We start from the raw sequence: 26860 nt of genomic DNA, 5'->3' as shown, positions 1-26860 counted from the left end.
ATGATCGCGTTTCACGCAAGATTGGGGAAGGAGCCGCTATTTCCAGTTGTGGGTGGCGGCGCGCGCAGCTAGCTTCGCAACTTCAGTGACAGGCTGGGCCCGACAGGGCGGCATCGGGCGGGGCTTGATGGTGTCGAATCCTATATTCCGCGGCGCCATGATGCGCGCCCGCACGGCAGGCGATCGTGCCGTTTTGCAGATCGCCTTTTTGCTGATCCTGGCCTTCGGCCTGGCGGCCGCGGCTCCGGTGCATGCCCAGGCTCCGGCGCAGCCGCAGAACGGCCCGATCCGTGTGGGCGTCTATGTCGATCCGCCCTTCGTTCTGGACGATAACGGCACCTATGGGGGGATGGCCATCGAATTGTGGCAGCTGATCGGGCCGCGCCTCGACAGGCTGACCACCTATTCGCGCTACGCCACGATCCAGGATCTTCTGAATGCGGCCGCCAGCGGTCAGATCGACGTGGCCGTCTCGAACCTGACCATCACCCAGGAGCGGGCGCAGAGGATGGACTTTACGCAGCCCTGGCTCGATTCGGGCATGCGGATCATGGTTCCCGAGCAGCAGGCCTCGGATTTTTCCGAAATCATCACGGAACTTCGAGAGGCCGGCCACCTGACCGCCTACGCGCTGATCGCCATCGTCATCCTTGTGGCGACGATCCTCGTGACGCTGTTCGACCGGCGCTTCGACCGGGACTTTCCGCCGACCTGGAAGGAAGGGCTGGCCGAGAGTTTTCACACCGTCATGCTGGTGACGACCTCCGGCAAGCCGGCGGCGCGCAAGAACCTCTTCGGCTGGATCGGACGCTTCTGGCAGGGCCTGTGGCTGATCGTCGGCATCGCCGTGGTGGCCTATCTGACATCCTCCATCACGAGCGTCATGACGCAGATCGCCATGACGACGCAGATCAATTCGTTGAACGACCTGCCGGGCAAGGATGTCGGGGTGCTTGCCGGCAGCGTGTCGGAACACTATGCGCAGTCCATCAAGCTCGACGTCACGCCCTTCGCCTCCATGGACGAGGCCGTGAGCGCGCTCGGCGATGGGGATATCGACGCCATCATCGGCGATGCGCCGGTGCTCGAATATTTCGAACATGCCAATTCGGGCATCAAGCTCGCAGTCGTTGGCAAGGCCTTCCATCCGGACAAATACGGCTTCGCGCTGCCGCCGGACAGCCCCTTGCTGCGGCCGATCAACCTGCAGCTCCTGCGCGCGATGGAAAATGGCGAGCTGGAGCGCATCCGCGGCTACTATTTCGGCGACAATCCTTGAACGGGACGCCAGGCCCGGCTTATCCGCCCCTTCCTGCAAACCGCAAGGGTGAGAAGGGCGCCATGTCGATGGCCGGCCTGCGACCCGCCAGAAGGTCTGCCGTCACGGAGGCGGAGCCGCAGGCCATGGTCCAGCCGAGGGTGCCGTGGCCCGTGTTGAGGAAGAGATTGTCCAGCCGCGCTTGTCCCAGTATGGGCGGCCCATCCGGCGTCATCGGGCGCAGCCCGCTCCAGCGCTCGGCCTGTTCCAGGGCCTTTTCCGGCACAGTCGGAAAGAGCGTGCGCACCACATGCAGAAGGCCGGCATAGCGCGGCTCCGGCCGTGACGTATCGAAGCCGGCCAGCTCCGCCGTGCCGCCCACGCGGATCCTGTCACGCAGATAGGTGACGCCGACCTTGTAGGTTTCGTCCGATACGGTGGACAGGGGGCCGACGGCGGCGCTGTCGGCCGGGATGGTCAGCGAATAGCCCTTGAGCGGCGCGACGGGAACCGACAGTCCGGCCATGCGCAGAAACGCCGACGAACCGACGCCGAGGCAGCATATGACCGCATCGGCAGCGATGCTGCCGCCGCCTTCCAGGCTGACGGCGCGGACCCTGTCCCCGGCGGTCTGAAGGCCGCTCGCCCGTGTGGACAGGAGGAGGCGGAAGCCCGTGCGGTCGGCGATGGCGTCGAGGAGGCCGGTGGTGAAGCGGCGGCAATCGCCCGTTTCGTCACCCGGCAGATGCACCGCGCCGACGATTCCCGCCCCCGCCACGTCGAGATTGGGCTCGGCCCGCTGCAGCGTGTCGAGATCGATCCGCATCCCGGCGACACCGAGTTGCGCCAGGGCGTCCAGATCCCGCTCGTAGGCGGCCGCCTGGTCGCGCTTGCGGAACAGGACGAAGGTTCCGCGTTGCGCACCCGCATAATCGATGGGAAGGGCGGCGCGCAGAGCGGCCAGGCGCTCGCGGCTATAAGTGCCGAGCGCCACCATGGCGCGCTTGGACCGGTCGTAATCGGCCGCATTGGCGGCCCGGAACATGCGCAGGAGCCAGCCGAGCGTCGCAAGGTCCGGCACCTTCCCCAGGCGCAGCGGCGGATATTGCGCGAACATCCACCCCACTGCCTTGGTGGCGAGGCCCGGCACCGCCCAGGGCGCCGACAAGGCGGGGGAGATCTGCCCGGCATTGGCATGGCTCGCCCCGCAGGCCGGCCCTTCCTCCGCCTCGATGAGCGTGACCTCATGCCCGTCATCCAGGAGCGCATGCGCCGTCGTGACCCCGATCACGCCGGCGCCGAGAACCACCACATGCATGCTGCCTCCGTCAAGCCTTAGAGCCCCAGCGCGGCGTAGAGATCGTCCTGTGGGCGATAGCCAAGGAAGCGTTCCGCCCCGGCCAGATCCCAGCCGGTGCCCCGGTTGCGCGAGACGCCGTTGACGGTGATGCAGCGCTCCGGCCAGCCTTCCGCCGGCGCCTGCAGCGCGGCGGCGAAGAGCTCGGCGAAGTCCCGGTTCGACAGCCACATATTGCGGTACCAGGACAGGTCCCGGCGGCCATCCGCGTCCTGCGGCTCGTCGGCGGAGTCGAACACAGCATCGCCCGAAATGTTGATCGTGCGGGGGTGATTGTCGCCCGGCTGCACCCAGCCGATCCGCACGTTGATGCCCGTCATGGCGGGCACGCGCCGCGTCAGCGCCACCAGGGCCCGCTCGCCCGTCAGCTTGGCGGCGGCATAGGCGGTGGAGTCCATCATCTCACGGCCCGTATGCCAGCGCGTGCCCGGCGCGGGGTCGATTTCGTGCGTCAGGAAGCCGGGCTCCGGGCTGGCCAGGGGCGCATCCTTGTAGCCACCCATGACATGGTTGGACGAGGCGAAGACGACACGGCCGACACCGTGCTCGGCCGCCGCATCGTAGACCGACAGGGTCATGTCGATGGAGGCGGCGGCATCGGCCCAGCTGGCATCCGTATGCGGGTTCTGCGCCGCTAAATGCACCACCGCGTCACAGCCTGCCATGGCCGCGCGCCAGGGGCCGTCGGGGTGGAGAAGGCTGCCGGCCACGGGCGTAACGCGGCCGTCGGAAAGATCGGTCGGCGGGGTGATGTCGGCCGCGACGATGCGGCTGCACCAATCCGTGGCGAGGAGGCGGGCGATGAGCTTGCGACCGAGGCCGCCCCCCGCGCCGGTGATGAAAACTGCGGTCATGTTCAGGCCTGGTGTTGGTGAGGCTGCGGAGCGGTGGGCAGGGGGCCTTCGGGAAGGGTCTGCCCACCGTCGACGATGATCGTCGTGCCGGTGATGAAAGACGATTCGGCGCTGGCAAGGAAGAGCACCGCTTCCGCCACTTCCCGCGGGGTGCCGAGCCGGCCGAGCGGCACCGACGCCGCCATGCCGTCGATGAAGGCCTGGCTGCGGCCCGCCTTCATGCCCTCCGTCAGGATGTTGCCGGGCTCCACGCCGTTGACGGTGATCCCGTAGGGCGCAAATTCCAGCGCGGCGGAGCGGATGAAGCCGTTGATGCCGGCCTTGGAGGCTCCGTAATGTCCGTGCCCGGCCGAGGTGACCCGCGGCCCGGTGATCGAGGAGGTGAAGACCATGCGTCCGTAGCTGGCCGCGCGCATGGGGTGCAGGGCGGCCTTGGCCGCCAGGAAGGTGCCGCGCAGGTTGACGCCGAGCACGCTGTCCCATTCGGCGGCGGAAATATCCTCGATCATCGTCAGCGGGTAGATGCCGGCATTCTGGATCAGGATATCCAGCCGCCCGAAAGCGGCCATGGCTTCCGCCACGATGGCCTCTGCATCGCTTTCGAGCGCGATATCGGTGCGCAGGAAGCGCGCCTTGTTGGGGCCGCCGAGCTCTTCCACCAGGCGGCGGCCCTCGACCTCGTCCAGATCGCCGATGACGATGCGCGCGCCTTCGTCCACGAAGCGCCGCGCGATGGCGCCGCCGATGCCGCGTGCGGCGCCGATCAGCACCGCGACCCTGTCTGCCAGTCTCGTCATGTCGTGTCTCCGAAGGTCAGGCGATCTGGCGGCGAAGGGATGTCTTGACCGTATCGAGCAGGATGGCCGCCAGGACGAGCCCGCCCCGGATGATCTGCGTGTAATGGGGCGGCATGCCCATCACGTTGATGGCGGTCGAGATGGAGGACAGGAGCAGGACGCCGGCGATGACGCCGCTCAACCGGCCGACACCGCCCTTCAGGCTGACGCCGCCGATGACGACGGCCGCGAAGACCTCGAACAGCATGCCGGTGCCCAGATTGGCCGTCGCGCCGGAGGTGCGGGCGGCCAGGAGCCAGCCGGTGAAGCCGGCGATCATGCCCGTCAGCATGAAGACGATGATCATCAGCCGGCGCACCGGAATGCCGGCGCGGTAGGCCGCGACCGCATTGCCGCCCACCATGATGATGTGCCGCCCGAAGGGGGTTTTGGCCAGCATGATCCCGAAGACGAGGAAGGTCAGGCCGGTGATCCAGGCGAGCACCGGGAAGCCGAGGAAGGAGTTGACGGCCACCCAGCGTATATCGTCCGGCATGCCATAGACCGACCGGCCGCCCGACAGCGCCACGACCAGCCCGCGGACCCAGAGGAAGGAGGCGAGGGTCACGATGAAGGAGTTGATGCGCCAGACGACGATGAGCCAGGCATTGATGAAGCCGACCACGCCACCGATGACCAGCGCCAGGAGGATGGACAGAAGCGCCGTGGTGAAGCCGTTGCCGATCACCAGCCCCAGCCCCGCGCCGTTGCTGCCGAACAGGAGCGCCGAGGCCATGGCGGACAGCGCCATGGTGGATTCGATGGACAGGTCCATCTCGCCGCAGATGACGACCAGCGTCAGCCCCACGGCCAGAATGCCGATGAAGGTCGATTGCTCCAGGATGTTCAGGAGAATGCTGACCTGGAAGAAGTTCGGAATGGTCAGGGAGAAGGCCGCAAAGGCGATGACGAAGACCACCCAGACGAGATTGTCGAGCGTGAACTCCAGGAGCGCGCGCCGGCGTGCGCCGGGGGCGGCCCCTTCATTTCGGGAAAAGATCGCAGTCAAGGCCATGGTGCAACACTCCGGGGGATGATCGAGCCGGCCGCACCCGGCGTGCCAGGGCGGCCGGCCATGCGGTCACTTCACGGGGGTGATGGGCGTCTGCGGCAGCTTGCCGTTGCCCCAGAAGGCCGGGTCGTCGACATTGGTCTTGTCGATCGCCGCGCCGGGAATCTTCAGGTTCGGGCCCCAGGGCTCCATGGTCAGCTGCGCCTTGAGGCCTAGCACGTCGTACTCGCCGGGCTCCAGGGGCTCCTTGGCGATGATCTTGTCGGCGAACATGGCCAGGCCCGCCGCCTGCGCGAAGAGCGGCTGCTCCACCTCGACCTGTTCCCAGCCCTTGCGGATCAGGTCCAGCCCGACCGGGGCGCCGTTGGAGGAGACGAGCATGATCTCGCCCGGCTTCTTGCCGCGCGCTTCCAGAATGGCGCTGACCGGCACGGCCAGATGCGCGGCATGGACGAAGATCAGGTCGATATCCGGATTGACGAGCAACTGGTCGCTGGCGATATCGCCGGCCTTGGTGGCCTCCCACATGATGGCGGGCTGGCTGATGATCGTGACGTCGGGATAATCCTTCATCACGCCCTCGAATCCTTTCTGGATGTCGAGCGTGTAGGCATCGCCCGGATCGCCGAGGATCTGCAGGATCTTGCCCTCGACCTTGCCCTTGCGCTCGGTGAGCAGCTTCTTGATGCTTTCCGCGGCGACCTGGCCGATCTCGACCGTGCCGGCCACGGAGGTCAGGTCGCTCTGCGTCGAGGTGATCTGCCGGTCGAAGATCATGACCGGGATGCCGGCGGCGCGGGCCTTTTCGATGCCGGGTTTCATCGCCTCGAAATCGACCGCGGCCAGGACGATCGCCTTGGGGTCGAGGCTGAGGACGTCGTTCATCTGGCTCTGCTGGAGATCGGTCCGGTTCTGGGCGTCGAGGGAAACGGTCTCGTAGCCGACCTCTCCCATGAAGCGGGTCAGCGCATCGACGGAGCCGGTCTGGAACTCGTCGAGCAGCGTCGGCACGAGGTAGTAGATCTTGCCCTTCGTGTCCTGCGCAAAGGCTCCGGCGCCGGTGGCCAGCAACATGGCCGCGGTGCAAAGCCCGGTGAGAAGGCGTCTGACTGTCATGGCACTCATCCTTTCGTCCTGCGAGCGATCAACGGATCGGCTCATGTTGGATTTCACCAGTGATCATGCGGATGACATCGTCCGGACGCGTGTCGCGCGTGCGGACATTCCCGGCGACCCGCCCCTGGCGGATCACCACGATTCGGTCGGCTACCTGGAAGGCCTGGGCCATGATGTGCGTGATGACGATCACGCCGATGCCCTCGTCCGCCACGCGGCGGATCGTTTCCAGGCCGCGTCGGGTCTGCTCGACGCCGAGCGCGGCGAAGGGTTCGTCGAGCAGCACCAGCTTGCCGCCCCAATGGACGAAGCGGCTGAGTTCGATGATCTGGCGCTGGCCACCGCTCAGGTGCTCGACATTGGTGCGCAGCGACGGAATGCGCGTTCCCGCGGCCACGAGAGCCTTGCGGGTTTCCTCGAACATGGCCTTCTCACGCAGGAAGGGGATGCCGAGGAAACGGCGGGTGAGCTCCCGCCCCATGAAGAAGTTGGCGACCACGTCCACATTCGTGCACAGGGACAAGTCCTGGTAGACGGTCTCGATGCCGGCCTGCTTCGCCTCCTGCGGCGATGCGAAGGCGACGTCCCGGCCTTCGAACTGCATCTGCCCGGAACTCGGTTGCAGCCCGCCCGACATGATCTTGACCAGCGTGGACTTGCCGGCCCCGTTATCGCCCAGAAGGGCGATGACCTCGCCCCGCTGCATCGAAAAGTCGATCCCGCGCAGCGCCTCGATCGCGCCGAAGCGGCGGGTGATGTCGGTCAGCCTCAAGAGTTCTTCAGTCGCCATGACGATCTCCTCGATGACGTCCGGGCAGATTTCCGCCCGGCAAGAAGGCATGCGATCGCTGCTCCGTCCGGCGCCCGCAGGCCCGTCCGGTATCCATAGGGCGTTCCGGGCCTGACGGTCCGGGACGGGGGCGTCAGGGCCGGGTGCCGGCCCCCTTCATGCGGCCTTCGCCTCGCGGCCCGCGAAGAGATAGAAATCGTGCCGCTCCACCAGGCGCATGGCCTGTTCGACGGCGCCCAGCACCGAGGTCCGGCCGAGAAGGGCCGTCCGCTCCACGGCGACGGGGAAGGGCACGAGCGCACAGATGCGTGCCCGCAGATCGGCGATGAAGCTTTCGCCCGCATGGGCGAGGCCGGCGCCGATGATCAGCATTTCCGGGTTGAACATGCAGCAGGCGACGGCGAGCCCGCGGGCGAGCCGGTCGGTCAGCATGTCCACGATCTGGCGGGCGGCAGCATCCCCGTCCTGCGCCGCATCGAAGACCATGCGCGCATCGAGCGTGTCGAGCCGGCCGGCGCACCGTGCTTCAAGGGCCGGGCTGCGTCCGTCCTCGACGGCGCGCCGCGCCAGGCGCGCGAAGGCCCGTCCACCCGCCTGCCACTCGAACTGACCGACACCCGGCGGGGCTGGCTCGATGGCGTCCACGACGATGCTGCCGATTTCTCCGGCAAAGCCCGCCGCGCCCTGGACGATCCGCCCGCCCGCCATGATGCCGAGCCCGATCCCCTTGCCCAGATGCACGAAGATCGCGTCCTCGAGCCCGCCGGCGACACCGTGGCGATGCTCCGCCAGCATGGCGAACTGAACCCGGCCGCCGGAGACGAAGGGGCAGCCGAACCGCGCCTCGAACGTGCCGGACAGCGCGTCCGTGAAGGAGAGGCCGAGCCAGTGTTCCAGCCCCGGGGCAAGGCGGATTTCTCCGGAATGGCGGTCGACAAAGCCCGGAAGCCCCATGCCCGCGGCCCAGAGATCGCCCGGCCCGAGCCTGTTGGCGGCGATGAGATCCTGCGCCAGATCCGCCGTAAGGGCGGCAAATTCGTTCAAGGACGGGGGGCCGTCGGCAAAGGCGATCTCGCGCGTTGCCACGATATGCCCCGACATGTCCGCCAGCCCGGCCCGCAACCGGCTGATGCCGAGATCGAAGCCGACCACATGCCCGATGGCGGCGTTGAAGGTGAGCGGGTTTGCCTGTGGGCCCGGCCGCAGGGCCGCGGTGGGGTCCGGCTGGTGCTCGCGCAGATAGGCGCGCTCCAGAAGGTCCCCGACGATGGTGTTGACGGTCGGCTTGGAGAGGCCCGTCAGCCGGGAAATGTCCGTGCGCCCGAGCGGCCCGGCCGTGCGCAGCGTCCGCAGAATGTGCAGCGCGTTGGCCTGTCGCATATCGCTCGGCGAGGACATATTGCCCATGGCTAGCCTCCTATCTGTTAAGGAGGCTAACTGTTAAGAGGATTTACCGTCAAGCGGGTGTGATCGATTTTTTTGCGCGCCGCTTTTTGCGGCAGTGCACCTAGAATTCGATCCCCTTCTGCGCCTTGATCCCGGAGCGGAAGGGGTGTTTGACCTGCTCCATCTCGGTCACGAGGTCGGCGAAGTCGATCAGCTCTTCCTTGGCGTTGCGGCCAGTGATGACCACATGCTTCATCTCCGGCTTGTGATCGCGCAGGAATTCGACCACCTCGGCCACGGGCAGATAATCGTAGCGCAGGACGATGTTGAGTTCGTCCAGCACGACGAGCTGGTGTGTCGCATCCAGGATCAGCGCCTTGGCACGTTCCCAGGCGGCCTGCGCGGCGGCGATGTCGCGCTGGCGGTCCTGCGTTTCCCAGGTGAAGCCATCGCCCATGGCGGTGATGGTGACGCTGTCCTCGAAGCGCCGGAGCGCCTGGCGCTCACCGGTTTCCCAACGGCCTTTGACGAACTGGACGATGGCCACCTTCATGTCGTTGCCGAGGGCGCGGAAAACCAGGCCGAAGGCAGCGGTGGACTTGCCCTTGCCCTTGCCGGTGTGGACGATGACGAGGCCCTTCTCCTGCGTCTTGGTGGCGATGATCTTGTCGCGCGCGAGCTTCTTTTTGCGCATCTTGTCGGCGTGGCGCGCATCGAGTTCGGCCTCGGTCATGCCGGCAAGTTTCTCGTTCTTCACGCTCATCGTGTCTCCTCCTGCATGCCCAGCGCATAGGGGGCGGAATTGGAGCGCGGGGTCCACAAACCGCGCTCGACGGCCTCGCGGAGCCGGTCGCGCAGCTCCCGGGAGGCGTCTGGATTGTTGTCCTGCATGAAGCGGGACACCGTCTCGTCGGCCACGAAGGCCGCGTGGACGAGGTCGAAGTGGTGGTTGCGCACGGCCCCGGTGGTGGCTGCGAAGGCGAAGAGATAGTCTACCGTGGCCGTGATCTCGAAGGCGCCCTTGTAGCCATGGCGCATGACGCCGGCGATCCATTTGGGGTTGACGACCCTGGCCCGCAGCACGCGCCCGATCTCGTCCTCCAGGGTCCGCACGACGGGGCGCTCGGGGCGGGAATGGTCGTTGTGATAGGCGGCCGGCCGGCGGCCCGACAGATGCTCCACCGCAGCGCTCATGCCACCTTCGAACTGGTAGTAATCGTCCGAATCCAGAAGATCGTGCTCCCGGTTGTCCTGGTTCTGGACGACGGCTTCCACGCGCGCCAGCCGCCGCTCCAGCCCGTCGCGGTCCGCCACGCCGTCCGCGGTTCCGCCATAGGCATAGCTGCCCCAGCTGAGGTAAGCTTGTGCAAGATCGGCCCGTTGCGTCCAGCCGCGCTCGTCGATCAGCGCCTGTAGGCCCGCACCATAGGCGCCGGGCTTGGAGCCGAAGACCCGGAAGCCCGCCCGGTGCCGTGCCGTCTCCGGGGCCAGTCCGGCGGCGATCAGTGCGGCCGCTTCCTCCTGCATCCGCGCGGCGATGGGATTGTCCGCTGCATCCTCGTCCAGCGCGCCGACCGCGCGGACCGCGGCATCGAACAGGGCGATCTGCTCGGGGAAGGCATCCCGGAAGAAGCCCGATATGCGCAAGGTGACATCCACCCGCGGCCGCCCCAGCGCGGCCTGCGGAATGATTTCGAAGCCGGTGACGCGCCGTCCCCCGCCTTCCCAGAGCGGCCGCACGCCGATCAGCGCCAGAGCCTGGGCGATGTCGTCGCCGCCGGTGCGCATATTGGCGGTGCCCCACACAGACAGCCCCACGACGCGCAGCCAGTCGCCATGATCCTGCAGATGCCGCATGACGAGGGCCTCTGCGGATTTGCGCCCGAGCGCCCACGCCGTCTCGGTCGGCACGGCGCGTGTGTCCACCGAATAGAAGTTGCGACCGGTGGGCAGGACGTCCGGCCGCCCGCGTGACGGGGCGCCGGAGGGGCCGGGCGCGACGAAGCGGCCGGACAGGCCGGCCAGGAGCCCGGCCATTTCCGCCTGTCCACACCTGTCCACAGCCGGGCGCAGCACCCTGTCCACATGCGCCAGCACGGCCATGGCCGCGCCATCGGGCAGCCGCGCCCGGTCCTGACCTGCCAGTAGGCGCGATGCCAGGAGTTCCAACCGCTCCACCGTATCGCCATGGCTGCGCCAGAGCGCTGTGGACACATCCTGCAGAAGCTGTGGATAAGGCCCGTTCCACGGCGCGCTCATGGCGGGTGCGAGCGGATCGAACGCAGCGGGCAGGCCGAGGTCCTGGCAGAGCGCCCGCAGGAGCGAGGCGTCCTCTGCCCGCGTGCCGCGCGGCAGGCGGGTGATGGCGGCCAGGAGATCGTCGGCCAGGCGGCCCGACGGCGGCGTGCCGAAAATGTGCAGTCCGTCGCGGATCTGCATTTCCTTCAATTCGCACAGGTAGGCGTCCAGCTTGTCCAGCGCCGCATCCGGCGCGTCGGCTGCCGCAATGCCGGCATCGACCGCAAGGCCGCTATCGGCGGCCAGTTGCAGGATGCGGGGCCGCAGGGCGGCGATGCGCCGCCTGTCGCCGAGCTGCGCCTCGTAGAACTCGTCCACCAGGTCTTCGAGTTCGCGCAACACGCCGTAGCTGTCGGCGCGCGTCAGCGGTGGGGTCAGATGGTCGATGATGACGGCGGCGTTGCGCCGCTTGGCCTGCGTGCCTTCGCCCGGATCGTTGACGATGAAGGGGTAGAGATGCGGCATGGGCCCGAGGAGCCCCTGCGGGAAGCAGTCCTGCGACAGCGCCAGGGCCTTGCCCGGCAGCCATTCGAGGTTGCCGTGCTTGCCCATGTGAATGACGGCATCGGCATCGAACGTCCGTCGGATATGCGCATAGGCCGCGATGTAGTTGTGCGGGGGCGGCAGGTCCGGCGCGTGATAGCTTTCCTTGGGGTCGATATTGTATCCGCGCGCCGGCTGGATGCCGACGATCACGTTGCCGAACTGCAGGAAGGGAAGGGCGAAGCCCTTGCCCGCAACGACGAAGGGGTCCGCTTCCGGCGGCCCCCAGCGCGCCGTGACGGCGCTGCGGATCGCCTCTGGAAGGCTGTCGAAGACGGCGCGGTAATCGTCGAGTGAGAGGCTGTGTCGGATGGTCCGTCCACCATGGCCGGCATTGGTCGGCCCGGCCAGAAGCTGCGCAATGAGCGCATTGCCGTCCGCGGGCAGGTCCGCCAGCGTATAACCGGCCCCGACCAAGGCGTTGAGGACGGCGAGCGCGGCGGCCGGCGTGTCCAGCCCGACGCCGTTGGCCACCCGCCCGTCGCGGTTGGGATAGTTGGCCAGAAGCATGGCGACACGCCGCTCTGCCGCCGGGCGTCTGCGCAAGCGCACCCAGCGGGCGGCCAGCGCGGCGGCAAAGGCGATGCCGGCCGCATGCGAGCGATGGGTGACGAGATCGCACTGGGTCAGCGCGTCCCACTGGCCCGCCGCCTTGAAGGAGATCGCGCCGCTGAGGACCCGTCCGTCGATCTCGGGCAAAGCGATGTTCATTGCCAGATCACGCGGCCCAAGGCCCCGGTCCGATGCAGCCCAGGCCTCCTGGCTGGTGCCGGCCAGCACGGCCTGCAGCACCGTGGCTCCGCTTTCGTCCAGCACGGTCGGCACATGCGCGGCGCCGGCGGGCGACGTGGCAAAGCCTGTGCAGTTCAGGACGACGTCGGGCGCGCGGGGCTGGAACAGGTGGCGCAGCGTCTCGATGCTGACGGGATCCTTCAGGCTGGAAATGAAGACCGGCAGCGCGGCAAGACCGTGCCCTTCCAGCGCGGCCGCCAGGGCCTCGATCGGCTCGGTCTGGCCGCTCTGCATCAGGGCGCGGTAGAAGACGATGGCCACGACGGGCGCATCGGGCGCCGCCACGCCGGGCCTGTCCATCCGCCCGGCGCGCAGGAGCGGGCGGGCGGCGGGCGGCTCCGGCGCCGCGCCGATCAGGGCGGCGCAGGCGTCCAGAAACAGGCCGGCATTGTCGATGCCGCCTTCCGTCAGATAGGCGGCGAGCGCGTCGGCACGGTCCGCGCCGATCGTGCCGGCCTCCGCCAGCGATGGGTCCGGCCGCTCGTCGCCCGGCAGGAAGGCGAGCGCGAAGCCGAAGCGCCGCGCCGCTGCCTTCAGAGCGTCCACCCCGTAGGGCCAGTAGCCGATGCCGCCCAGAAGGCGCACCACCACCAGCCGGGCGCCCGAAAGCGTCCGCTCCACGAAACTGTCGACGGACATGGGGTGGCCGAGCCGCAGAAGATTGGCCAGCCGCAGCCGCGTCGGCGGCAGGCCGGCGCGATGCGCCGCCGCCGCCAGCGCGCTCAGCTCGGTGTCGGCCGCCGACAGGAAGACGATATCGCCCGGCGACTGGCCAAGATCCACCGCTTCCTCGCCATCGGCGATCCGGCCTTTCTCTGCAAGGAGAAGATGCACGCCGTCAGGCCGCCGCCGCGTCGGCGGCACCGGCCAGAAGGTCGGCGATGTCGCGTTGCGCCGCCGCGTCGAGCCGGTCGTGGAGGCCGATCACGACCAGCCGGCTCTGCGTCTCCTGCGGCGTGGCCGGCCGGTCGAAATAGCTGTCGATCCGGCTGCCCACGGCCTGCACCTGCAGGCGCATCGGCTTTCCGGCAATACGGGCGAACCCCTTGAGGCGCAGGATATCGTGGCGCTCAATCGCCGTCTTCAGCGCTGCCTCCAGCGCCTCGCGGGAGGCGGCCGGCGGCAGGGTCAGGAGGAAGCTGTCGAAATCCTCGTGGTCATGCGTGTGGCCATCGGCATGGTGCAGCTCGTGATGGGATTGCCGCTCGGCGATCAGGCTTTCGGTCCCGGCCCCGATGCCGATCAGCACATCGACCGGCAGCTTGCCGTCCCGTGCCGTCAGCACGGGCAGATTGCGTCCGGCCTGCGCCAGCACTTCGGTGCGCACCGCATCCAGCGCCGCCGCATCGACGAGATCGGCCTTGTTCAGAATGACGAGGTCGGCGGCGCGGATCTGGTCCTCGAACAGTTCCTCCAGCGGATTGTCGTGATCGAGGCTCTCATCCCTGGCACGCTCGGCGGCGATCCGCGCCTCGTCCTGCGCGAAGCGCCCGGCGGCGACGGCCGCCGTGTCGATGACCGTCACGACGCCGTCGACGGTGACACGCGCCTTGACGTCCGGCCAGTTGAAGGCGGCCACGAGGGGCTGGGGCAGCGCCAGGCCCGAGGTTTCGATGACGATGTGATCCGGCGGCTGCGGCCGGTCGAGGAGCTTCTGCATGGTGGGGATGAAATCGTCGGCGACGGTGCAGCAGATGCAGCCATTGGTCAGTTCGACGATATCCTCCTCGCGGCAGGCCTGGCTGCCGCAGCCGCGCAGCGTATCGCCATCCACGCCCAGATCTCCGAACTCGTTGATGATCAGCGCGATGCGACGGCCTTCCACCGATTCCAGGAGGTTGCGGATGAGTGTCGTCTTGCCGGCGCCGAGGAAGCCGGTGATGACGGTGGCGGGAATCTTGGTCTGCATGGGATCATGAACCTTTCAGTGTCAGCGGCAAGCCGGCCGCGACGAAATGGACGTCGTCGGCCAGCGCCGCGACGGTCTGGTTGATGCGGCCGGCATGGTCGCGGAAGGCGCGCGCCAGCGCATTGTCCGGCACGATGGACAGGCCGACCTCGCTCGCCACGAGCGTGACCGGGCCGGCGGCCGCACCGAGCGCCTGGCACAGCGCCTGCGTCTCGTGCCCGATATCCCGCTCCGCCAGCATGAGATTGCTGAGCCAGAGCGTCAGGCAGTCCACCAGCACGGCCTGCCCGGGCAGCGCGTGCCGACAGATTGCCTCCGGCAGGGCGAGCGGCGCGTCGACCGTTTGCCAGTCCGGCCCCCGCGCCGTGCGATGGGCCTCGATCCGGTCGGCCATCTCGGCGTCGAAGGCCTGCCCCGTCGCCAGGTAGATGCGGGGAAGGCCGGTGGCCACGATGCGCCGCTCGGCGAAGGCGCTCTTGCCCGAGCGCGCTCCGCCGAGGACGAGGCCGATACGCCTCACGCCCGGGCCAGCCGTCCGGCCGTGCCGAAACGCTCGAGCGCAAGGCCCGTCAGGCCCCCGATCAGGACCCAGAAGATGGCCGATGTCGTCAGAGAGGCGACGGCGAACTCGGCGGCGAGCGTCGGCGGAATGGGGCTCGCCAGCTCCGCCGGATGTGGCGCGGCGATCATCATCGGCACGACGATCAGCGCCGCGCCTGCGGCCCGCAGCCCGGCCGGCCGCGCCAGCGTGAGGACACCGATGCCAAGGCCCGTGCACAGGACGGCCATGAGCCACCAGAGCTGGCGCGCGCCAAGATCGGCGGCCGGCATGGCCGGGAGTTCGGGCGGCAGCCCGAGCGCCGGCGCGAGCGTCAGGGTGGCAAAGCCGAGAAGGCCCCAGACGGCCCCGTTCCGGGCCGTGATGGCCCGTCCGCTCACAAGGCTGACTGAGAGGAGCAGAAGCGCGAAGCCCGCGCCGAGCACGATGTTGGCGAGCGCCGTGCCGCCAAGGCGGGCGGCGCTCGTGCCCCCTGCGTCCGCGCCGGCGCCCGGCGCATGGGCAAGGGCGGGCGTGGCAAGGCTCAGCGCGCCATGCTCGTGGGCCGAGGGGGCGCCACCATCCTCGTAGGCTTCCGCCGCGATGATGAGGGGCGTGGTGCGAAGGGCCTGGACCGGCGTGATCGCCAGGCCAGCCAGAATTCCGGCGAGAAGCGCCGCAAGAAGGATCCGGATTGTCATGGGTCTATGCTCCCCCGCTCAGTGGCAGGGCAGTCCCATCGCATGGCGCGCATCATGCGCGGTATCGTGCAACTGGTCGGCGCTGGCAAAGCCCGCGCCGAAGATCAGGAAGCCGCCCAGCGCCAGGGCCAGAAGCCCCGTGGCGAATCGGGTGGCGGTGTCGGATGGCGTTCGGGACGCGGTCCGCGTGGTCATGTGCTCAACCTCCGTGACAGCGGCAGGGATTTGCCGCTCTTCATAGCGATGGCAGGTCTCCTGGCTCGCGGGTCATGGGGTCTGTCCTGCCTTCCCGGACACGGGTGTCCAGTGGCGTTTCCGGCATGGCCGGCGGACGGAACCTCACCGCTCTACAGTCGCGGGGTCGGCTGCGATAAAGGCCCCCGGAATGGGTCGGCCCGTCGCATTCCCTCTCGGAGCTTTGCTCCTTCCCCGGCCACGCACGAGTGGCGCGCCGGGACCATCGGGCAAAAGGATAGACGCTTTGCGCTGCGAGCGGAAGCGTCTGCCGCCCGCATGCACCGCAGGGCTTGCCAATAAGGCCGGACCGCCCGACATGTTGGCCCGTCATCGCCAAGAAAGGTTGCCCATGTCGCACGCCGCTATCGCACCCGGCCACACCGCCGTCATCATGGGAGGCGCGTCCGGCATCGGCCTTGCCGCCGCCCGCCGCTTCCTGGCGCTCGGCCTGAACGTGGCCATCGTGGATCGGCAGATGGACCCGCTGGCAGTGGCTCTGGAAACGCTGGAGGCGGAGGCGGCGTCCGGCCAGAGCGTCATCGCCGCGGCCTGCGACGTGACCGACCGCGCGGGGCTTGCCCGGACGGCCGCCCATGTGGGCCGTACGCTCGGGCCCGTGCATGTCCTGATGAACAATGCGGGGATCCAGCCGGGCTCTGCCATTTTCGGGCCGGAGGAAGGCTGGGATGCCGTCCTGTCGGTCAATCTGGGCGGCGTCATCAACGGCACGCGCGCCTTCGGCCCGGCCATGCTGGAGCATGGCGCGCCGGGGCTGATCATCAATACGGGCTCCAAGCAGGGGATCACCACCCCGCCGGGGGACCCGGCCTACAATGTGTCGAAGGCCGGGGTGAAGGCCTATACGGAGGCGCTGGCGCACGAGCTGCGCGAGCGCCCCGGCTGCCGTGTCGGCGCGGCGCTGCTCATTCCTGGCTTCGTCTTCACGGGCCTGACCGCGCGGGGCCGCACGCAGAAGCCCGATGGCGCCTGGACGCCGGAGGAAACGGTGGACTTCATGCTGGAGGCCCTCAGCGCCGGCGATTTCTACATCCTGTGTCCGGACAACGAGGTGACACGGCGCACGGACGAAAAGCGCATCCTCTGGGCCGCGCAGGACGTGATCGAGAACCGTCCGCCCCTGTCGCGCTGGCATCCGGACTGGTCCGGCCGCTTCGCCGATTTCATGGGAAGCTGACGTCCGCCCGCATGGCGGTGCCTAGCGCATGCGCGCCAGGACGGGTTCGCGGAAGACGCGTTCGTGCAGGACGACGGCCAGGAGATGGCCGGCTACCAGCGCGAAAAGGCAGTAGCCGAGCGGCCCATGCAGAAGATTGGCGGGCGCCATCAAATCGGCGCTGCGCTCCCCGGTGGCCGGCAGAAGATGGACGCCGAAGGCGCGCAGACCGCGCCCGCCGCCATAGCTGCGCAGAACGGCGATCGCCGGCGTTGCGATCATCAGCGCATACAGCGCCAGATGGCCGAGATCGGCCGCCCGGCCGAATCGCAGCCCGTCATGCCGCGGCCGCTTGCTGAAGTTGGCGAGCCCCCAGGCCCCGCGCGCGATCGCCAGGACCAGGATGGTGACGCCCGTCGTGACATGGGTCGAAAAGAAGAAAGCCTCCACCGGCGTGTCCTCGGCGACGAGGCGGGACACCACGGTCAGGAACTGCCACAGGATCAGCGCAGCCATGATCCAGTGGAAGCCGCGGCTGAGCAGGCCGTAACGGCGCGGCGTATCCATCCATGTCGTGTTTCTTATCACCGGATGCTCCCATGCGGGGGTCGATAGCGCAGAGTGGCGGATTTCGGCGCCGGGGTGAAGCCTTGGCTGCGTGACGAAATATTTCCGCTCGTGGCGCAACCCGGGGCGACCTTTGCACGTTCATGTCGGCCCCGACGACACGCGTCGCGACCAGGGTTTTGAACAAAGGAATACCGAGCGTGAGAGTGCTTCTGCCGATTGCCCTTCTGGCAACCTTGTCGCTGGCCGCCTGCGGCGATGACCGGAACGACACCGCGTCGCAACCCGCCCCGCCGCCACCACCACCCGCCGCGTCCGCACCATCCAACGCCGAGCGCGAAGCGCGCGAGGCGGCCGACGCGCTCGGAGATGCCGCGCGCCAGACGGGAGACGCGATCGGCGCAGCCGCGCAGGATCTGCAGAACCGGGCAGGCCCGGCGCTCGAACGCGCGCAGGAAGAGGGCGCCAATGCGCTCGACCGGGCGCGCCAGGGCATCAACAACCTGACCCGCGGCGCGGCGTGCGAAACAGCCCGCGCTGCCAACGACGCCGAAGGTGTTGCGGCCAACTGCAGCTAAAAGCTGCCGGCGCGCCCGGCGAGGGTGGTGAGCGCGTCGATGTCCAGGGACTGTTCCAGGGCATCGGCGAGGCCGTCTAGCGCGGCGTCGATTTCTGCCCGGTAGTCGTGGCGCGGGCCATTCAACCCGAGTTTCGCCAGGAAACGGTGCCGCCAGGCATCGTTGGCGAAGATCCCGTGCAGATAGGTGCCGGTAACGCGCCCGTCCGCGCTGATCGCGCCTTCGCCCTGGCCATCCACGACGGCGAAGGGGCGCTGCATGTCGGCGCCCTGCGTATGGCCGAGATGGATTTCATAGGCGTCGATCGCTTCGCCGCTCGCCGCCCGCCCTTGCGTCCGGCGCACGGTCTTGTGCCGCTCCATGACGGTTTCCACGTCCAGAAGGCCGAGGCCCGGCGCCGAGGCGATGGGCCCCTCGGCGCCGAGCGGGTCGTGCAACTGCCGGCCCAGCATCTGGTAGCCGCCGCAAATGCCGATGATCCGGCCCCCGCCCGCATGATGGCGCAGTATGTCGCGGTCCCAGCCATGGGTGCGGAAGGCTGCAAGGTCGCCCAGCGTGGAGCGCGTTCCGGGCAGAAGGATGCAGTCGGCCTGTGGGATCGCCTCGCCCGGACGCACGAAGGCGACCTCCACCCCCGGCGTCGCGGCCAGCGGATCGAGATCGTCGAAATTGGCGATGCGGCCGGGCTGCGGCACGGCGATGCGGATGCGGCGGCCGGCTTGCGTGGCGCGCGGCCGCTCCAGCGCGACCGAATCCTCCGGCGGCAGGCGGCCCGGCAGGGAAAGCCAGGGCACGAGCCCGAGCGAGGGCCAGCCCGTATGGCGGGTGACCGTCTCCTGGCCCGGAGCGAAGAGCGTCGGATCGCCCCGGAACTTATTGACGATGAACCCGGCGATGCGGCGCCGATCCTCCGGCGGCAGCACGGTATGGGTGCCGACCAGCGAGGCGATCACGCCGCCACGGTCGATATCGCCGACCAGCACGACCGGCACTTTCGCGCTCGCGGCAAAGCCCATATTGGCGATATCGTCCTGGCGCAGATTGACTTCCGATGCGCTGCCCGCGCCCTCGATCAGGACGATATCGGCCTGCGCGCAAAGGCTTTCATAAGCCGCCAGCACATGAGGCATGAGGCTGGCCTTCAGCGCCTGATAGGCCCGCGCATCCGCATGACCCTGGCCGTGACCGCGCAGGATCACTTCCGATCCGGTATCGCTCATGGGTTTGAGCAGCACGGGGTTCATGTCGACATGCGGCTCGACGCCCGCCGCCATGGCCTGGAGCCACTGGGCGCGCCCGATCTCTCCCCAGGCGCCATCCGCGCGGCGGGCCACGGCGGCATTGTTGGACATGTTCTGCGCCTTGAAGGGCAGGACGCGCAGCCCGCGCCGGGCGAACACCCGGCACAGACCGGCCACCAGCACGCTCTTGCCGACATCCGATCCCGTGCCCTGCAGCATCAGGGCCATGGTCATCCGCGTCAGCTCCACAAGAGGCGCAGCGCCAGCGCCGTGCAGATGACGACGAGGAGCGGCCGGATCAGCCGCGCACCGAAGCGCATGGCCGATGCCGCGCCGAGGCGCGCGCCCAGGAATTGCGCGACCCCCATGGCGAGGCCGAGCTTCCAGTGGATCGAGCCGGACAGGGCGAAGACGGCGAAGCCGCCGATATTGGAGGCGAAGTTCAGAAGCTTGGTGTGGGCCGTCGCCTTCAGGACGCCGTAGCCTGCCAGGGCCACGAAGGCGATCATGAAGAAGGACCCCGTTCCCGGCCCGAACAGCCCGTCATAGGAGCCGATCAGCGGCACGATGAAAAGGGCGAAGGCCATGGGCGAGACGCGCCGGTCCCGGTCGACATCCGACAGGTTGGGCTTGAAGGCGAAATAGAGGGCGATGCCGATCAACAGGAAGGGCAGGATGCGGCCCAGGAGATCGGGCGGCAGCACGGTGGCGAGAAGCGCGCCGGCGGCCGAGCCGAGGCAGGCCAGCGCCGCGGCGGGCAGCAGGCGGGCAACCTCGATATGGCCCTTGCGCGCATAGGCGAGCGTGGCCGAACCCGAGCCGAACAGGCTCTGCAGCTTGTTCGTGCCGAGGGCCGACAAGGGATCGATCCCGCCCAGAAGCAGTGCCGGAATGGTGATGAGCCCCCCGCCGCCGGCGATGGCGTCGACATAGCCGGCCAGGAAGGCCGCGGCGACGATGAGAAGGACGACGATTTCCGGCGACATGAGCGGCTCCCGTGGGGCCCGTTCCCTGTAGCCTCCGGAGCCGGTAATGAAAAGGACGGTTTCCTCGACGCACGGCTTCCACTATTGGTCACGCCTTCGACGGTGCCCAAGGCCCGTCGGGACGGCGCCCCAAATCGTGGGGCTGAAACAGAATCCGGTGCGGCCGACCCAAATCGGGGGCCAAGGGACGGAGCCGAAGGAGACGCTCGATGAACGCCTTGATGTTGTGCGGCCATGGCAGCCGCGACCAGGGAGCCGTGGACGAGTTCCGCCAGCTCGCCGAAAAGATGGCGCGCCGCCTGCCGGACTGGACCGTCGATTACGGCTATCTGGAATTCGCGCGGCCGATCATCCGCGACGGGCTGGACCGCCTGCGGCAGTCGGGCGCCGGCACCGTCCTGGCGCTTCCGGGCATGCTGTTTGCCGCCGGCCACGCCAAGAACGACATTCCCTCCGTCCTCAACACCTATGCCCGCGCCAACGGGATCGAAATCCGCTACGGCCGTGAGCTGGGGATCGATCCGAAGATGGTGCGCGCCGCCGGTGCGCGCGTACGTGAGGCGCTTTTGGCCGCCGGCTGGCGCGACGGCGCGCCGCTGCACGACACGATGCTCGTCGTGGTGGGGCGCGGCGCTTCCGACCCCGACGCCAATTCGAACGTGTCCAAGATGATGCGGCTCATCTGGGAGGGGCTCGGCTTCGGCTGGGGTGAAACGGCCTATTCGGGCGTCACCTTCCCGCTGGTCGAGCCGGCGCTGGAACATGCCGCGCGGCTCGGCTACCGGCGCATCGTCGTGTTCCCCTATTTCCTCTTCACCGGAATCCTGGTGCAGCGCATCTACGACTATACGGACATGGTGGCGGCCCGCCATCCGGAGATCGAGTTCATCAAGGCATCCTATCTGGGTGATCACGACCTCGTCGTGGAGACCTTCGTGGACCGGCTGGACGAGATCCTGACCGGCGATAACCGCATGAACTGCCAGATGTGCAAGTATCGCGAGCAGGTGCTCGGCTTCGAGGCCGAGGTCGGGCTGCCGCAGGAAAGCCACCACCATCATGTCGAGGGCATCGGCACGGGGGAGGCGGCGCCCTCGCACAGCCATCACGACCATGATCATCATGGTCACTCCCACGACCATGGGCATGATCATCACCATAGCCACGATCATGGGCATGGGCACCACCATGACCACGGGCACGAGCACGGGCACAGCCATGGGCACGGCCACGGGCATGATCACGCGCACGACCACGGGCACAGCCATGGCCACCACCATGGGCATGGGCATGGGCACGACCATGGGCATAGCCATAGCCATAGCCATGGGCACGGGCACCATCCCTATCCGCATGCCGATCATCCGCTCGGGCCGCGCTCGATGAAGAAGGGCGGCTGAAACATGGGCCCTTGGCTGACCGTCGTCGGCATCGGCGATGGCGGGCTTGCGACCCTGACCGGCGAGCAGACCGCCGCGCTTGGCGAAGCTGCGCATCTCTTCGGCGGCCGGCGGCACCTTGCCATGCTGGATGCCAGCATTTCCGGCACGCGCACGGCCTGGGCGCAACCTTTCGCAGCCACGCAGCCGCAAATCCTGGCCGTGCGGGGGCAGCCCACCGTCATCCTGGCGACGGGCGATCCAAGCTGGTTCGGGCCGGTCGCCTGGCTGCGCGGCTTTCTGGCAAAGGGTGACATGCGCATCCTGCCGAGCCCTTCCGCCTTTTCGCTGGCGGCCGCGCGGCTCGGCTGGCCGCTCGAAACCGTCCGCTGCCTGTCGGCGCATGGGCGGCCCGTCGCCGATCTGGCGCCGTCCATGCTCGACAAGCAGCGGCTGATGGTCCTGTCGAGCGACGGGACGACGCCGCTTGCCCTGGCCGAACAGCTCTGCGCGGCCGGGCTGGGGGCGAGCAGCCTGACGGTCTGCGAGCATCTGGGCGGCACGCAGGAGCGCATTCTGGCGATGGAGGCCGCCAATATGGCGCCCGGCCCCTTCGCCGCGCTCAACCTCGTGGCCGTGGAGTGCCGGGGCGCGGCCGGGCATGGCCTGTTCGGCCTGCCCGACACTGCCTTCCGGCACGATGGCAAGATGACCAAGCGGCCGCTCCGTGCGCTGGCCCTCGCGGCCCTGCGGGCGCGGCCGGGCGCGCTCCTGTGGGATATCGGCGCCGGCTGCGGCTCGATCGCGGTGGAATGGAGCCGCCTCGGCGGCCGGGCCATCGCCATCGAACCGCGCGAGGACCGGCGCGCCATGCTGGCGGAGAATGCCGGGCGGCTGGCCGGGCCGGGCATCGAGATCGTGGCCGGCACGGCCCCCGATGCGCTGGACGGATTGCCGGCCCCGGACGCCGTCTTCATCGGCGGCGGTCTGTCGCCGGAGACCTTCGCCCGCGCCTACGCCGCCCTGACGCCGGGGGGCGATCTGGCGGCCCATGCCGTGACGCTGGAAAGCGAAGCGCAGCTTTTGAGCATCCACGCGCGGCTCGGCGGCGAGCTCCTGCGCATCGCCGGCTGCACGGCGTCCCCCGTGGGCGGCCTGACGGGATGGCGGCCGCATATGCCCGTCACCCATCTGCACCTGACCAAGCCCGTGGACGCGCCATGACGGGCCGGCTCATCGGCATCGGGCTCGGGCCGGGGGATCCCGAACTTCTGACCCTGAAGGCGGTCCGGCTGCTGCGCGCCGCGCCCGTCATCGCCTATCCCGTGCCGGACAGCGGGGTGAGCCGCGCCCGCGCCATCGCCGCGCCGCATCTCGGCGGCCAGCAGGCGGAAATTCCGATCGACCTGTGCATGCGGGTCGATCCGGCGCCGGGGCAGGCCGCCTACGACCGGGCGGCGGTCGACATTGCCCGGCGGCTCGACCAGGGGGAGGACGTGGCCCTGCTCTGCGAGGGTGATCCGCTCTTCTATGGCTCCTTCCTTTACCTGTCGGAGCGCCTGGCACCGCGCTTTGCCGTGGAGATCGTGCCGGGCGTCGCCTCTCCCATGGCCGGCGCGGCGGCGCTGCGCCTGCCGCTTGCGCGCCGCAACGATACGTTCTGCGTCCTGCCTGCCACGCTGGACACGCCGGCGCTCACGCAACGCCTGGCCCTTGCGGATGCCTTCTGCATCATCAAGCTCGGCCGCCATTTCGCGCGGGTCCGCGCCCTTCTGGATACGCTCGGCCTGACGCCCCATTGCCACTACCTCGCCCATCTGACGCAGGAGGGGCAGGAGCTGTCGCCCCTGGCGACGGCGCGGGCCGAGGCACCCTATTTTTCCATGATCCTCGGACACCGAAAGGCGGCGGCATGAGGCCACCCGCGATCGTCATCCTGAATGCCGGGGCACTGGACCTTGCCCGCAGCATCCGTGGCAGCCTCGGCGGCGCCATTCATGCGCCGGACACGGTGCCGGGTGCCGATACGGGCTTCGACCATGCGGCGGCGCATCTGCGCCGCCTTTTCCAGGACGGCCACCCGATCATCGCCATCATGGCAACCGGCGCCACCATCCGCTGCTTAGGCCCGGTTCTGGCGGACAAGGCGGCCGAGCCGCCGGTCATCTGCCTGTCGGAGGATGGGGCATCGGTCGTGCCGCTCCTCGGTGGCCATCACGGCGCCAACCGGATCGCCATGCAGATCGCCGCTCTGACCGGCGGGCACGCCGCCGTGACCACGGCCGGCGATACGCGCTTCGGCGTGGCGCTGGACGAGCCGCCGGCAGGCTGGACGCTGGAGAATCCGGCGGCCGCCAAGGGCGTCATGGCCGCGCTTCTGGATGGCGCCACCGTGCGGCAGGACGGGTTGCCGCCCTTCCTGGCCGATGCCGGTCTTCCCCTGGCGGCCGACGGAGCCGTGCGGCTTGTCGCAGACGATGCACGCCGCGCGCCCTCCGCGCTGGAACTTGTGTACCGGCCGCGGCATCTGGTGCTTGGCATGGGCGCGGAGCGCGGTGCACCGGCCGCGGAAGCCATCGCGCTGGCAGAGGCCCTGCTGGCGCAAGCGGGGCTGAGCCCCCTGTCGCTGGCGCTGGTCGCCACGCTCGACGTGAAGGCGGACGAGGCGGCGCTCCAGGCTGTCGCCCGGCACTTCGACGTTCCCTTTCGGGTCTTCGACGCGGCGCGCCTGGAGGCGGAGCATCCGCGCCTTGAGAACCCGTCCGACATCGTCTTTGCCGAGGTCGGCTGCCACGGCGTCGCCGAAGGTGCCGCTTTGGCTGGCGTGGGCGCGTCCGGGCTGCTCGTCGTGCCCAAGCGCAAATCCGCGCGCGTCACGGCGGCGCTCGCCCGTGCGGACGGGGTGCTCGATCCCGCCACGATCGGGCGCGCGCAGGGCAGGTTGACGCTGGTCGGCATCGGGCCGGGTTCGGCGCAATGGCGCTCGCCGGAGGCGACCCGCGCCATCGAGGATGCCGATGCGCTGGTCGGCTACGGGCTTTACCTCGACCTCGTGCGCGATGTGCCGACACGGGCCGAGCGGCACGACTTCCCCCTCGGCGCGGAAGAGGACAGGGTCCGCCATGCCCTGTCGCTCGCGGCCACGGGCCGCGAGGTCGCGCTGATCTGTTCGGGCGATGCCGGCATCTACGCCATGGCGACGCTCGCCTATGAGCTCGTCGACAAGGGCGGCCTCGACCCCGCCGAGCGCCGGGTGGAGATCCACGTCTGCCCGGGCATCTCCGCCCTGCAGGCTGCCGCTGCCCGGGCCGGGGCGCCGCTCGGGCACGATTTCTGCACCATTTCCCTGTCCGACCTTCTGACGCCCTGGCCCGATATTGAGCGCCGGGTGCAGGCCGCCGCGATGGGGGACTTCGTCATCGCCTTCTACAACCCCGTCTCGCGCCGGCGCCGCAGCCAGCTTGCCGCTGCGCGGGACATGCTGCTGCAACACCGGCCGGACGATACGCCCGTGGTTCTGGCCACCAATCTCGGCCGCGCGGGCGAAGAGGTGCGCATCCTGCCGCTCGCCGAACTGCAGGTGGACATGGTGGACATGCTGACCGTCGTCGTCGTCGGATCCAGCCAGAGCCGCGCCTTCCAGAGGGGCGATGGGACGTGGCGCGTCTATACGCCGCGCGGTTACGCCGGCAAGGCCGGCCGCACGCTGGACGATGCCGATCAACCGTACAGGACGGAGCCTGCCGCATGACGGTCCATTTCATCGGCGCCGGACCCGGCGCGCCGGATCTCATCACCCTGCGCGGGCTGCGGTTGATCCAATCCTGCCAGGTCTGCCTTTATGCCGGCTCCCTCGTTCCGGCCGAGATCGTGGCCGCGGCGCCGGACGGGGCGCGGGTCATCGATACGGCACCCATGACGCTGGACGAAATCCTGGCCGAGATCGCCGATGCACATGCGCTCGGCCATGACGTGGCGCGTGTCCATTCCGGCGATCCCTCGATCTATGGGGCCACCGCCGAGCAGATGCGCCGGCTCGACGCGCTCGCCATACCCTATGACGTGACCCCCGGCGTTCCCGCCTTTGCCGCCGCCGCGGCGGCGTTGAAGCTGGAATTGACCGTTCCGGAACTGTGCCAGAGCATCATATTGACGCGGACGGCCATGAAGTCTTCCGCCATGCCGCAGGGCGAGGAGCTGGAAACGCTCGGCGCCAGCGGGGCGACGCTCGCCATCCACCTGTCCGTGCGCAACCTGGCGCATATCGAGCGCAGCCTGTCGCCGCTGCCGGCCTATGGTCCCGACTGTCCGGCCATCATCGCCTATCGCGTGGGGTGGCCGGACGCGCTCTTTCTGCGCGGAACCTTGTCCACCATGCGCCGCATGGCGCGGGAAGCCAAGCTGACGCGGACGGCGCTCGTCCTGGTCGGGCGTGCGCTCGATGCGAAGGGCTTCGTCGATTCCAGCCTTTACGATCCGCGCCATGTGCATGTGCTGCGGCCGGCGCGCTCACAATAGGCGGAGGATTTCGTCCATCGCCGCGTCCACGGTGGCCACGCTCGGGCCGGGCGGCGGCTCCGGGCGTTGCACCATCAGGACGGGGATGCCGAGTGCCGTCGCGGCGCGGAGCTTGCCCGCGCCATCGCTGCCGCCGGAGTTGCGGCAGACGAGATGCGTGATGCCGTGCCGCAGGAAGAGCGCCCGCTCGGCCCGTGCATCCGCGGCCGGCGGTCCGACGACGATCCTGGCGGCCAGCGGCAGCGGCGCCGACGGGGCCTGCGCCATGCGCAGGACAGGCGCGATGTCCGCCCGGTCGGGGAAACCCGCCAGATGCTGCTGGCCGAGCGCCAGGAAGGGCCGGGCGCCCGACGGAAGCGCATAGCCGGCCGCCGCGATGTCCGGGAAAGCGTGCCAGCCTTCTTCCAGGGGCCAGGGGGGGCGCAGGAGCAGGATGCGCGGAATGCCGGCCGCCGCGGCGCCTTGCGCGGCATGGGCGTGCATCCGCGCCGCGAAAGGGTGGGCGGCATCGACGAGGAGCGATACCGCATCCTGGCGCAGTGTGGCCGCCAGCCCGTCCGGCCCTCCGAAGCCGCCAATGCGCAACGACACCCCGACCGGGCGGGGCGCCCGGGTGATTCCCGCAAGCGACAGGATGGTGTCGACATGCGGGGCATCTTCCGCAAGGCGCTCGGCAAGCGCGCGTGCCTCGCGCGTGCCGGCCAGGATCAGAATGCGGGACAAGGGTCTTGCGGCGTCGGCCATGGCCTCGTTTATAAGCTGTCCGGAACGCGAGCGGACCAGAAAAAGG

Annotated in this window: 25 protein-coding genes and 1 riboswitch; of the genes, 8 read left to right on the top strand and 17 right to left on the bottom strand. The window is 69.0% G+C overall.

Annotated elements, in window-relative coordinates; all coding sequences use genetic code 11:
• Positions 1-127 precede the first annotated feature (127 nt).
• On the top strand, positions 128-1279 hold the full coding sequence (locus AUL30_RS11960; RefSeq protein ID WP_244490808.1) for a transporter substrate-binding domain-containing protein: 1152 nt from the start codon (positions 128-130) through the stop codon (positions 1277-1279).
• A gap of 19 nt (positions 1280-1298) precedes the next feature.
• On the opposite strand, the gene AUL30_RS11955 is transcribed toward AUL30_RS11960, so the two are convergent.
• The 13 genes from AUL30_RS11955 to AUL30_RS11895 form a co-directional block, all read right to left on the bottom strand.
• A complete protein-coding gene (locus AUL30_RS11955) occupies positions 1299-2576 on the bottom strand; it encodes a D-amino acid dehydrogenase (RefSeq protein ID WP_062228119.1) in 1278 nt (425 codons plus the stop codon).
• 17 nt (positions 2577-2593) lie between these two features.
• A complete protein-coding gene (locus tag AUL30_RS11950) occupies positions 2594-3469 on the bottom strand; it encodes an NAD-dependent epimerase/dehydratase family protein (protein WP_062228118.1) in 876 nt (291 codons plus the stop codon).
• Positions 3470-3471: 2 nt separating this feature from the next.
• Positions 3472-4266, bottom strand: a complete 795-nt coding sequence (locus tag AUL30_RS11945) for an SDR family NAD(P)-dependent oxidoreductase (protein ID WP_062228117.1) — start codon at positions 4264-4266, stop codon at positions 3472-3474.
• 16 nt (positions 4267-4282) lie between these two features.
• Positions 4283-5320, bottom strand: coding sequence for an ABC transporter permease (locus tag AUL30_RS11940; protein WP_062228116.1), 1038 nt, complete (start codon positions 5318-5320; stop codon positions 4283-4285).
• 66 nt (positions 5321-5386) lie between these two features.
• Positions 5387-6433 carry a sugar ABC transporter substrate-binding protein gene (locus AUL30_RS11935; protein ID WP_062228115.1) on the bottom strand — a complete coding sequence of 349 codons (1047 nt, stop codon included), beginning with the start codon at positions 6431-6433 and terminating at the stop codon, positions 5387-5389.
• Between the two features lie 28 nt (positions 6434-6461).
• Complete coding sequence (locus AUL30_RS11930) at positions 6462-7223, bottom strand: ATP-binding cassette domain-containing protein (protein ID WP_062228217.1); 762 nt, start codon at positions 7221-7223, stop codon at positions 6462-6464.
• Between the two features lie 156 nt (positions 7224-7379).
• Positions 7380-8630, bottom strand: a complete 1251-nt coding sequence (locus AUL30_RS11925) for an ROK family transcriptional regulator (RefSeq protein WP_062228114.1) — start codon at positions 8628-8630, stop codon at positions 7380-7382.
• 100 nt (positions 8631-8730) lie between these two features.
• Positions 8731-9372 (bottom strand): cob(I)yrinic acid a,c-diamide adenosyltransferase, encoded by a 642-nt coding sequence (cobO, locus tag AUL30_RS11920; protein WP_062228113.1) that lies wholly within the window; start codon positions 9370-9372, stop codon positions 8731-8733.
• Positions 9369-13076, bottom strand: coding sequence for a cobaltochelatase subunit CobN (gene cobN / locus AUL30_RS11915; RefSeq protein ID WP_062228216.1), 3708 nt, complete (start codon positions 13074-13076; stop codon positions 9369-9371). The genes cobO and cobN overlap by 4 nt, the downstream gene beginning before the upstream one ends.
• Before the next feature lie 4 nt (positions 13077-13080).
• A complete protein-coding gene (gene cobW / locus AUL30_RS11910; RefSeq protein WP_062228112.1) occupies positions 13081-14151 on the bottom strand; it encodes a cobalamin biosynthesis protein CobW in 1071 nt (356 codons plus the stop codon).
• A gap of 4 nt (positions 14152-14155) precedes the next feature.
• A complete protein-coding gene (gene cobU / locus AUL30_RS11905) occupies positions 14156-14671 on the bottom strand; it encodes a bifunctional adenosylcobinamide kinase/adenosylcobinamide-phosphate guanylyltransferase (RefSeq protein WP_062228111.1) in 516 nt (171 codons plus the stop codon).
• Positions 14668-15390 (bottom strand): CbtA family protein, encoded by a 723-nt coding sequence (locus AUL30_RS11900; protein ID WP_062228110.1) that lies wholly within the window; start codon positions 15388-15390, stop codon positions 14668-14670. Before AUL30_RS11900 ends, cobU begins: the two co-directional genes overlap by 4 nt.
• Positions 15391-15408: 18 nt before the next feature.
• Positions 15409-15585, bottom strand: a complete 177-nt coding sequence (locus tag AUL30_RS11895; RefSeq protein WP_062228215.1) for a CbtB domain-containing protein — start codon at positions 15583-15585, stop codon at positions 15409-15411.
• Between the two features lie 33 nt (positions 15586-15618).
• Positions 15619-15867: riboswitch (cobalamin riboswitch) on the bottom strand.
• A 109-nt stretch (positions 15868-15976) separates the two neighbouring features.
• On the opposite strand from AUL30_RS11895, the gene AUL30_RS11890 reads away from it, so the two are divergent.
• A complete protein-coding gene (locus tag AUL30_RS11890) occupies positions 15977-16822 on the top strand; it encodes an SDR family NAD(P)-dependent oxidoreductase (RefSeq protein ID WP_062228109.1) in 846 nt (281 codons plus the stop codon).
• A gap of 21 nt (positions 16823-16843) precedes the next feature.
• Here the strand turns inward: AUL30_RS11890 and AUL30_RS11885 are convergent, their stop codons facing one another.
• A complete protein-coding gene (locus AUL30_RS11885; protein ID WP_062228108.1) occupies positions 16844-17368 on the bottom strand; it encodes a cytochrome b in 525 nt (174 codons plus the stop codon).
• Positions 17369-17568: 200 nt separating this feature from the next.
• Between AUL30_RS11885 and AUL30_RS11880 the strand changes: the two genes are divergently transcribed.
• Complete coding sequence (locus AUL30_RS11880; RefSeq protein WP_157070105.1) at positions 17569-17946, top strand: hypothetical protein; 378 nt, start codon at positions 17569-17571, stop codon at positions 17944-17946.
• On the opposite strand, the gene AUL30_RS11875 is transcribed toward AUL30_RS11880, so the two are convergent.
• Positions 17943-19421 (bottom strand): cobyric acid synthase, encoded by a 1479-nt coding sequence (locus tag AUL30_RS11875; RefSeq protein ID WP_062228106.1) that lies wholly within the window; start codon positions 19419-19421, stop codon positions 17943-17945. The two genes, AUL30_RS11880 and AUL30_RS11875, sit on opposite strands and share 4 nt — an antisense overlap.
• A gap of 5 nt (positions 19422-19426) precedes the next feature.
• A complete protein-coding gene (locus AUL30_RS11870; protein ID WP_062228105.1) occupies positions 19427-20173 on the bottom strand; it encodes a TSUP family transporter in 747 nt (248 codons plus the stop codon).
• 209 nt (positions 20174-20382) lie between these two features.
• Between AUL30_RS11870 and AUL30_RS11865 the strand changes: the two genes are divergently transcribed.
• From AUL30_RS11865 to cobM, 5 genes are read left to right on the top strand one after another with little or no spacing between them, the layout of a single operon-like run.
• Positions 20383-21573 carry a sirohydrochlorin chelatase gene (locus tag AUL30_RS11865; protein ID WP_062228104.1) on the top strand — a complete coding sequence of 397 codons (1191 nt, stop codon included), beginning with the start codon at positions 20383-20385 and terminating at the stop codon, positions 21571-21573.
• 3 nt (positions 21574-21576) lie between these two features.
• Positions 21577-22776 (top strand): bifunctional cobalt-precorrin-7 (C(5))-methyltransferase/cobalt-precorrin-6B (C(15))-methyltransferase, encoded by a 1200-nt coding sequence (locus tag AUL30_RS11860; RefSeq protein ID WP_062228103.1) that lies wholly within the window; start codon positions 21577-21579, stop codon positions 22774-22776.
• Positions 22773-23468 carry a precorrin-2 C(20)-methyltransferase gene (cobI, locus tag AUL30_RS11855; RefSeq protein ID WP_062228102.1) on the top strand — a complete coding sequence of 232 codons (696 nt, stop codon included), beginning with the start codon at positions 22773-22775 and terminating at the stop codon, positions 23466-23468. The genes AUL30_RS11860 and cobI overlap by 4 nt, the downstream gene beginning before the upstream one ends.
• Positions 23465-25303 (top strand): precorrin-3B C(17)-methyltransferase, encoded by a 1839-nt coding sequence (gene cobJ / locus AUL30_RS11850; RefSeq protein WP_062228101.1) that lies wholly within the window; start codon positions 23465-23467, stop codon positions 25301-25303. The genes cobI and cobJ overlap by 4 nt, the downstream gene beginning before the upstream one ends.
• The gene (gene cobM, locus AUL30_RS11845; RefSeq protein WP_062228100.1) at positions 25300-26070 is read left to right on the top strand and encodes a precorrin-4 C(11)-methyltransferase; all 771 of its coding nucleotides are present in this window, start codon (positions 25300-25302) and stop codon (positions 26068-26070) included. The genes cobJ and cobM overlap by 4 nt, the downstream gene beginning before the upstream one ends.
• On the opposite strand, the gene AUL30_RS11840 is transcribed toward cobM, so the two are convergent.
• Positions 26062-26814, bottom strand: coding sequence for a precorrin-6A/cobalt-precorrin-6A reductase (locus AUL30_RS11840; RefSeq protein ID WP_062228099.1), 753 nt, complete (start codon positions 26812-26814; stop codon positions 26062-26064). The two genes, cobM and AUL30_RS11840, sit on opposite strands and share 9 nt — an antisense overlap.
• Positions 26815-26860: the final 46 nt, after the last annotated feature.

Origin of the sequence: Aureimonas frigidaquae, assembly GCF_001463905.1 — a bacterium.
Lineage (GTDB): Bacteria > Pseudomonadota > Alphaproteobacteria > Rhizobiales > Rhizobiaceae > Aureimonas > Aureimonas frigidaquae.
This window is presented reverse-complemented; position numbering and strand designations above follow the sequence as displayed.

Bases quoted from the DNA above. Each gene is read 5' to 3' on its own strand.
- AUL30_RS11960 (WP_244490808.1), top strand. From the start codon at position 128: ATGGTGTCGAATCCTATATTCCGCGGCGCCATGATGCGCGCCCGCACG.
- AUL30_RS11955 (WP_062228119.1), bottom strand. From the start codon at position 2,576: ATGCATGTGGTGGTTCTCGGCGCCGGCGTGATCGGGGTCACGACGGCG.
- AUL30_RS11950 (WP_062228118.1), bottom strand. From the start codon at position 3,469: ATGACCGCAGTTTTCATCACCGGCGCGGGGGGCGGCCTCGGTCGCAAG.
- AUL30_RS11945 (WP_062228117.1), bottom strand. From the start codon at position 4,266: ATGACGAGACTGGCAGACAGGGTCGCGGTGCTGATCGGCGCCGCACGC.
- AUL30_RS11940 (WP_062228116.1), bottom strand. From the start codon at position 5,320: ATGGCCTTGACTGCGATCTTTTCCCGAAATGAAGGGGCCGCCCCCGGC.
- AUL30_RS11935 (WP_062228115.1), bottom strand. From the start codon at position 6,433: ATGACAGTCAGACGCCTTCTCACCGGGCTTTGCACCGCGGCCATGTTG.
- AUL30_RS11930 (WP_062228217.1), bottom strand. From the start codon at position 7,223: ATGGCGACTGAAGAACTCTTGAGGCTGACCGACATCACCCGCCGCTTC.
- AUL30_RS11925 (WP_062228114.1), bottom strand. From the start codon at position 8,630: ATGGGCAATATGTCCTCGCCGAGCGATATGCGACAGGCCAACGCGCTG.
- cobO (WP_062228113.1), bottom strand. From the start codon at position 9,372: ATGAGCGTGAAGAACGAGAAACTTGCCGGCATGACCGAGGCCGAACTC.
- cobW (WP_062228112.1), bottom strand. From the start codon at position 14,151: ATGCAGACCAAGATTCCCGCCACCGTCATCACCGGCTTCCTCGGCGCC.
- AUL30_RS11900 (WP_062228110.1), bottom strand. From the start codon at position 15,390: ATGACAATCCGGATCCTTCTTGCGGCGCTTCTCGCCGGAATTCTGGCT.
- AUL30_RS11895 (WP_062228215.1), bottom strand. From the start codon at position 15,585: ATGACCACGCGGACCGCGTCCCGAACGCCATCCGACACCGCCACCCGA.
- AUL30_RS11890 (WP_062228109.1), top strand. From the start codon at position 15,977: ATGTCGCACGCCGCTATCGCACCCGGCCACACCGCCGTCATCATGGGA.
- AUL30_RS11885 (WP_062228108.1), bottom strand. From the start codon at position 17,368: ATGGATACGCCGCGCCGTTACGGCCTGCTCAGCCGCGGCTTCCACTGG.
- AUL30_RS11875 (WP_062228106.1), bottom strand. From the start codon at position 19,421: ATGACCATGGCCCTGATGCTGCAGGGCACGGGATCGGATGTCGGCAAG.
- AUL30_RS11870 (WP_062228105.1), bottom strand. From the start codon at position 20,173: ATGTCGCCGGAAATCGTCGTCCTTCTCATCGTCGCCGCGGCCTTCCTG.
- AUL30_RS11865 (WP_062228104.1), top strand. From the start codon at position 20,383: ATGAACGCCTTGATGTTGTGCGGCCATGGCAGCCGCGACCAGGGAGCC.
- AUL30_RS11860 (WP_062228103.1), top strand. From the start codon at position 21,577: ATGGGCCCTTGGCTGACCGTCGTCGGCATCGGCGATGGCGGGCTTGCG.
- cobI (WP_062228102.1), top strand. From the start codon at position 22,773: ATGACGGGCCGGCTCATCGGCATCGGGCTCGGGCCGGGGGATCCCGAA.
- cobJ (WP_062228101.1), top strand. From the start codon at position 23,465: ATGAGGCCACCCGCGATCGTCATCCTGAATGCCGGGGCACTGGACCTT.
- cobM (WP_062228100.1), top strand. From the start codon at position 25,300: ATGACGGTCCATTTCATCGGCGCCGGACCCGGCGCGCCGGATCTCATC.
- AUL30_RS11840 (WP_062228099.1), bottom strand. From the start codon at position 26,814: ATGGCCGACGCCGCAAGACCCTTGTCCCGCATTCTGATCCTGGCCGGC.